Below are 7,436 nucleotides of genomic sequence, written 5' to 3'. Positions count from 1 at the left end.
CCGATGGAAATAAACCACGCGCCGAAACCGCATACATAGGTGATTGTGAAAACCGCTACGGGCAGGACCTTGCGCATACATACATCTTGCCCAGTGGCTCAGGGGGAGCAAGGGCGTCTGTCACAGGCATTGGCCGGCTGATCTCGGCAACAAGCAGCGGCGGCCGATACGCGCTGTCAGACAGGGATGTCCGCTTTCGCTGACCTTCGCTAGAATTGGCTCGATGTCCGGTTCGCAGGCTGAGCTGACATCCAGACAGCCTATGAGGTAGGCGGCTCATTCAAGATTTTGCCTCGGCAAGGAATTGGTTTCCGGGCTGGATGCTTTCAGCTTGACCGACAGAACAGAGTGTTTCCTATTTCGACGCAAAAATCGAAGGCGAGTGTGAAGTTGCTTACACTAATGCGGCATTAGGTTTGCTAATCTGACGGTGTAACGAGTTGAAGCCCGCGTGTGTCTTAGGGGCTTCGCCTGCAAATCCGGAGCCTGAAGTTCAAAAGGGCTCTGGTAAGCGGCGCCCTGGATCAAGCAGTGTCTCGTGGCTGATCCAGGGCGCCGGTGGAAGCGAGTAAGGAATGTCGTCCCGGGCATCGTGTGTTTGATGGCCATGGTTGTAAAGAGAGTGAATGTAATGAGTACCTGTAGAAGTGCGCAGATTTTTCCTGTGCTGCCCGATGCCGATCCAACGCCCCAGAGATCGACTCACAAATCTTTCATGCAATCTCTGCGATCCTGCGGCTTGGAAGAGTTGGGAATGGATCTCGCGCATCTGTCCACACCGAAATTCTCCATGCTTGTCCTGGCAATTACCGTGCTGGCAGCCCTGTTGACCAATCAAGCGATATGAGCATGAGGCTTGGTCAGATGGGCTCGTTGAACTGGCCGTGCTCATCCGGGAACGGGCCGCAGGCTTGGTGCAGTGTCACAGAGACCAACGATCGCAACAGGTAGGGAACAGAAATGAGCACGGTCATGTGTGTTGGCCGCGCGTACCAGTAATACCAAGTAGGTGAACCATGTTTACGAGTAAGTCCGCGAGTGCGCTCTGCATCGCTTTTGTCAGCCTTGCTGCCGGATGCAGCTCTCTCCCTCACAGTGATGCAGCAACGCGCTCTGGCGTGGCCGTTTTGGCACCGGGGTTAGATCAAACCGCGAAAGAGCTTTCCTCCTTCAAGACCTGCATCAGATGGCTGGCTGACGGTTCAGATGTCTCCAGCAAGAACGCCGGCTTCGCGTTTCGGTCGGAGGCTCGGGATGAGACGTGCGGAGGGGATGATCTCAAACTCAGCTCGCTGAACCCCAGCCTTCAGCGTGACCGCGTCGCAGAGCCCACCTCTCAATCACCAGAAAGCGTTGCCGCGGGTGATCCTGCGCCCCAAGCACCCGAAAGCTTGCCCGATCCGGAGGACCCTGAGGTCCCGGTCGTTTCGACAGAGCCGCAAGGGCCATCTCCCCAGTCACAAACCGAGAATGGCCCGAAGAACGGCCCCAAGTCGACGGAGAAGCTTGATGCGCCGGGACAGGCCAAGGACCGCAGCGCCAAGACTTCCCTCAAGGAGCGCTTCGACGCGGGTCGTGGGAATGGCTCCGAAGGTGGAGATCCGGGGAACTCCCAGGAGCACAACCAAGGAGATGGTTAGGCTGAACGGATCCTGCCGGAAATAGCATGATCCCATGAAGTCAGACGCTAACACTGTATGAGGTTAACCATGAATACCAAAAGACTGTCCTGGATTGCGCCAGCCGCGATTGTCATCGCTATGCTGGTAAATGCTCCCGCATTTGCGGCCTCGACCATTGGTGTCGAAGAAAGTTCGTCGACGCGAACGGTTCAGGTCACCAGCGATGGCGCAATCGTCCTTGAGAGCGATGAGCCCTTCAGCGAACTGTCCATCGCGAACCCGGCAATTGCGGACATTTCGACGCTTTCGAACAACGCCATCTACGTTCTCGGGAAAGAGCCGGGCCGCACGACCCTGATGGTCATGCGCGAGAACGGTACCGTGATGTCGATGTACGAGATCCGCGTGACGCCCGATATCACGGAACTCAGCCGACGCCTCGGCGAGGTTCTCCCCGGCGAGCAAATTGATGTGCTGACAGCCAAGGATGGCCTGGTTCTCACGGGGACCGTCAGTGATCCTGGCGTCATATCCAAAGCGCTGGAACTTGCCAGCCACTATGCGCCGGGCAAGATCTCGAACCTCCTGAGCGTGCGCGTTGAGGAAAAGGCACCCGAGCCCGTTGCGCTCCCAGAGGTCGAGGTTGTTCTTGTAGATCCGGCTGTGGTGGAGACGCAGCTTCGCGCGCTTTTGCCCGCTGAGGCAATCAGTGTGCACAACCTGGGTGGAACGATCGTTCTCTCTGGGACCGTCAGTTCCACAGACGAGGCCCAGAAAGCGCTCCAAATTGCCCGTCTCGTGGCAGGCGAGGCTCAGATCTCGAACTTGCTCACTGTGGCCGTGGAAAAGACCTGTACGGTTCGGACCCGCCGTGGCGGCGAACTCATTGAGACCAATATTCCGTGCCGGGTAGATGCCGCGCTTCACGACGAACAGGCAGTCCCTTCCACCGAAGCCACGAACATGGCCGGGCAGCAGGACGATCTGGCATCTTCAGAAAACGGGACCTCTATCGCATCTCCCACCAACAGCTCCCTCGCCCCGATGTCCTCTCCGCTCCCGCGGCAGCGGCCCAGTCTTAGTTAATCAGCGGACGTAGTCTTCGTTGCACTTTGAATAGCGAGTGATGCTGTTGAGGTTGGTGTCAGCCATTCTCGAAGCGGAGCACTGGCAGTTTGAGTGAAGCAATCGTCTCCATCTGGCAACGTGTCATCAGAGGCAGGAGTATGAGTTATGAGAAGTAATCACGTAAGGTCATCAGCGACCCAAAAAGCTGGCGGCATTCTTGTTCTATTGATCCTGGCAGGGCTGACGTATTCCCAGTTCAATGTCTCCAGGCATTTTAAGCAGCACGATGCGACAGGCATTTTTGTCGACCGGTAACATCCGCCAAATTTGCTGCTTGAGATTTAGCTTTCCGTAGGACGACCTTGAGCGGCAGCAAACTGATCCCCCTAAGAACGGATTCTGAAAAATGGGCCACGCTGTCACCAATTCAGAGCTCAGCCGCAGGTTCGGCGCGCTTACAACCCCGTCTGCCATCCAATGGGACCGCATCAACATCAACGGTCTGCTGCGAACTCTTGCACGCCTGAATCCAGATGAACTGCAGCGATTTCGATCCCATCTCAAAGTCTACGAGAAGAGCGGCAAGGCTTCGGAATACCTTCTGGGCGTTCTGGCCTTGGCTGCAGGGCAAAGGCTCACGTCCCGGAAGCGTGCATTGGTTCTGAAACTCCAGCCGAACGTCATCGGCCTCGTGTTTACGTAAGCATTCGTGAATAGCCCGCGATCGCCAATCAACGACTAAGCGTCATTATTGAAGCCCCGCCGCGCGGTTGCGCCTTCTGGGCTTCTCCAAAGTGACGGCAGTCGTTGTGACATTCCCCAATCACTGACGATTGGTGTTGCTTCGCGGCTGTCCAGAGCTGCAGGCCAATTTTGCCCAGAAGAGACCTGAAGTATTCCGCAATCCTGCTTGATTGCACGGGTAATCAATGATCGTTGCCAGCGCCTTGACTTTACTACAACCTTTCACTCTCCGGTCTTGTGAGTGGATGCCCCCCGCAATCTGAACAAGCCCGACTTTGGCGCTGGCAGCACGTCTCATCTACCGCATAGACCCCGTGCAGGGTCGAGGCCCTTGGTTGTCGGACGAATGTCTCGGGCTGCTCTGGGCTCTCGCCGGTCATCTGAGTCATCCTGTCAGGGTGACCGCTCTTCAGCGCTGAGCGGTCATCCAGGGCAGTCGAAACGCGGTTTCGGACCCGAATGGCCGCTTCCGCCGTATGCAGACCCTCACCAGTTCGCGATTGATGTCCGGAGTGCGGACGGAGCTGCCTTATGCCGGTGCAGCGACACACTCCTTGGCTGCTCGGCCGATGAAGGAAATGGCTCGCTGCGGAGCAGCACGGTTTCCCCGAAGTGGTCGTTCACGACGGTGAAATCGGCCAAAATCCAAACCAGACATTCGCCGCCCCGGTGTCCGATGTCTCACTTGCGGGACGAAGCGGACGTCGTGATTGGATCAGGCGTCACCTCAAGTAGGCGGTTATTCCGCCGCCAGAGCCTTCTGCCGACAGTAGCAGGATGCCTTGATCGGTACTTCAGCGCGGGCCGCGGCCTTGTCTAGTTGAAGCTTTATATGGGCCGCTTCGACTGTTTCACCGCGCCGGGTCAGACATTCATGCAAGCCGTGCAAACTCCAAACGTTTCCCGGATGCTGGCACGCCCGACTAAGCGTTGCGTCAAGACCAAGATCTGCACGGTATACCGCTTCTGCTTCTTCCGTCTGACCCTGTTCGAGCAGCAGGGCACCCAGAGCATGGCGGGTTGGCTGCATCCAACCCCAAGGTTCGTCGTAGGGCAGATTGTCGTCAGTCTCGACCGATTTACGCAGATGCTCAAAGGCTGTCTCGTGCTCACCTTTGTGATAGGCAAGCTCGCCAAGCATCATCTGTTCGGCCACCTTCAAGATGTCACGACACGTGTTGTTGAACAGCATTCGAGTTTCTGGGACTCGTTCCAAGGCTTCATAGAACTTCGCCTTTTCGCTCTCGGCATCTGAGATTTTGTGTTGGTTGGCCAAGGCAACTGTGCGCGCATACCGCATCATGGCGTTTGTTACGCTGAATAGCTCCTTATCCTCCGGCAGATTCTGATCGAGGATATCCTGCCAGCGACCGAACCTAATCAGAACATGCTGCTTCATTGGGATGAAGCCCTCGAACCAGTCAGCCATCGGACGAAGGGTTTCTGATGGCAGGGTGGCAACAAGCTCTTCAGCCGCATCTAGTGCCGCGGTCGGCTGTCCTAGAAACATCGCACCATAGATTTTGAAATGGTAATTATGGCAGCGATAGACGGAATAGAAGTTGTCTGCGCCTTCACGGTCCAGGAACTTCCGGTCGGCTAGGATGGCAGCGTGATTGCGCAGCACCACATTCATATAATCGCCGCACAGCACGTCGATATGAGTGGGCATGTGCAACAGGTGTCCGGCTTCCGGTACCAACGAACTGAGTGCATCGCCGTGGCGCAGTGCCCGTTCGGGATGCGGCGACATTTCCATCAGGTGGATGTACATGTGCAGAAGCCCCGCGTGTTTCCACGCACCGGAAAGCTTATCAAAAGCTTGGTCGAGGACGGCGATCGCTTCAAGCGTATTGGCTCCTTCCGCCGGTTTCCCATTCGGCAGATCCCAAAGCTGCCATGGCGTTCGGTTCATGATCGATTCTGCAAACAAGGCACAGACGTCCATGTCGTGGCTGAACTCGGCGTAAACCTTGCGCATTGCATCGGCGAAGGCATCATTCCATGGGCTGAAATCCTCGACGTCCGATGACACTGGGTAACGCGCTGGGATTGCTCCGATGAGGGCACGTTCTACGGGTGTCACCCGGTCACGTAATGACGTAGCAGCTTCGATTGCAGCCTTCGCCACAGCGATGCAATCGGGCTTTTCGTCGTCCTCAAAGGCTTCCCAAGGCTTGTTGTAGTTTGGCCCAATGCAATATGCGATGCCCCAATGCGCCATTGCGCAATCCGGGTCGGCGGCAAGAGCATTTTGAAAGCAAACGATAGCCTCTTCGTGATTGTAAGCATAAGTCCAGGCTAGACCCCGGTCGAACCAGCGTTGGGCTTCATCTGACGATGTCGAAACGCTACGGGTGTAACTTCCGAGATCATAGTACTCCATCGTAGCATCCCTCATCTGCTTCCGCTGACGCTACCATACGAGAGCATTCGTCGATAGAGATCGAGCAAGGTGGCCGGCAAAAGCACATCTAATCGACCTGTTGACTGCTCCTCGCTTGACGCAGTCATCAGAGGGTTTTGGTCATTTGACCGCTGTTGGGTGCTGAGTGGTCATCCGAGGCCGTCGAGACCTGGTTCTAGGCGGGAAGACAGCTTCTTCTGACAGCGGACGCTCGCCGAAACCGCGTCAACGGCCGAGTTGCGGGACGAAAGAGACATTCGAATAGATTTCAAATAGGCTGACTATATGAGCTTGCCGCAGACCGACCGACCTCTTGATGTTCTTGTCGTTGGCGCCGGGATCGCAGGGATGAGTGCGGCGATTGCGCTGACGCTTTCTGGGCACCGCGTTCGAGTTTTCGAACGTGTTCAGCAGATGGGCGAAGTTGGTGCTGGGCTGCAGGTGAGCGCAAACGCTGGCCATGTTTATCAGGCGCTTGGCATGGGAGAAGCATTGAGAGAGCGTTCGGTACCTCCTGACCAGTGGGTGGTGCGCTTGGGCAAAACCGGCGAGCAACTTACGGCCTTTGAACTAGGCCGACCACATCTGGAACAACACGGGTTTCCTTGCTGCAACATTCATCGGGCCGACTTGCAGGAAATACTGCTGAAACGGCTCAATGCAGTCGCGCCGGAGGCGCTTCACCTTGGAGCCGAGGCCGTGGGCTACAGTGAAACCGCTGACAGTGTGGCGTTGAAAATGGCGGATGGAGGCATTCTACACGGTGATCTTTTGATTGCGGCCGACGGTGTCCGTTCATCAATTCGGCATCAGATCCTGGGCCCCGACATGGCAGAATTCTCGGGGAATATCGCCTGGCGGTCCGTCGTACCTGCCGAATGCCTTCCGGAAGATTTCATGCCGACGAACCACGTTGCCTGGGTCGGCCCCGGGCGGCACCTCGTTATGTACTGGTTACGCAACCGGGAACTCATGAACATTGTCGGTGTCGTTGAAGGTGACATGGATATCGAAGAAAGTTGGACCGTCAGGGCCGATTGGCGTGAGTTCAAAGCGGATTTTGACGGCTGGCACACAGACGTACATACCGTGATCGATGCTTCGGATCGTCAGAACTGTTTTCGCTGGGCGCTCAACATTCGGAAGCCGGTTTTCAATTGGAGCTCGGAACGCGCGGTTTTGATCGGCGACGCGGCCCACCCGACGCTTCCTTACATCGCGCAGGGGGCAGCAGCGGCAGTCGAGGATGCCGCGATCCTTATGCGGGTTTTGGCGGAAGGAGCGGAGGTCCCCGCTTCACTTGATAGGTTCCAGAAAATTCGCGCACCACGCGCCGCCCGGGTTGTGGAGAGCGCCAACCGAATGCGTCGGATCAACCACATGGCAGACGAAAATGAGCTGCGCAAATCGATCGCGAAAAGCGCTGATCTTTTCGCTGAACGCGATACCTGGCTTTACAACTATAACCCCATGACCGTGCCGCTTACGAATTGATAAAAGAGATGTCCACTCCGGGCCGATTGTGTTGAAGAAGTCGGCTTGAAGAGCGCTAGCGGATTGCGGTCGCGTGTGCTTTTACCTGGCGCTCAGGCCGG

Annotated in this window: 4 protein-coding genes; 3 read left to right on the top strand and 1 reads right to left on the bottom strand. The window is 56.6% G+C overall.

From position 1 onward, the window contains the following. The first annotated feature begins 1,697 nt into the window (after nt 1-1,697). A complete protein-coding gene (locus RXV90_RS25600) occupies nt 1,698-2,708 on the top strand; it encodes a pilus assembly protein N-terminal domain-containing protein (protein ID WP_316653233.1) in 1,011 nt (336 codons plus the stop codon). 388 nt (nt 2,709-3,096) lie between these two features. Beyond that, complete coding sequence (locus RXV90_RS25595; RefSeq protein WP_316653231.1) at nt 3,097-3,393, top strand: hypothetical protein; 297 nt, start codon at nt 3,097-3,099, stop codon at nt 3,391-3,393. Nucleotides 3,394-4,173: 780 nt separating this feature from the next. On the opposite strand, the gene RXV90_RS25590 is transcribed toward RXV90_RS25595, so the two are convergent. Continuing rightward, complete coding sequence (locus RXV90_RS25590; RefSeq protein WP_316653230.1) at nt 4,174-5,820, bottom strand: tetratricopeptide repeat protein; 1,647 nt, start codon at nt 5,818-5,820, stop codon at nt 4,174-4,176. A 306-nt stretch (nt 5,821-6,126) separates the two neighbouring features. Between RXV90_RS25590 and RXV90_RS25585 the strand changes: the two genes are divergently transcribed. Next, nucleotides 6,127-7,335, top strand: a complete 1,209-nt coding sequence (locus RXV90_RS25585) for an FAD-dependent oxidoreductase (protein ID WP_316653228.1) — start codon at nt 6,127-6,129, stop codon at nt 7,333-7,335. Nucleotides 7,336-7,436: the final 101 nt, after the last annotated feature.

The organism is Ovoidimarina sediminis (genome assembly GCF_032586175.1).
Taxonomy (GTDB): Bacteria; Pseudomonadota; Alphaproteobacteria; order Rhodobacterales; family Rhodobacteraceae; genus Ovoidimarina; species Ovoidimarina sediminis.
This window is presented reverse-complemented; position numbering and strand designations above follow the sequence as displayed.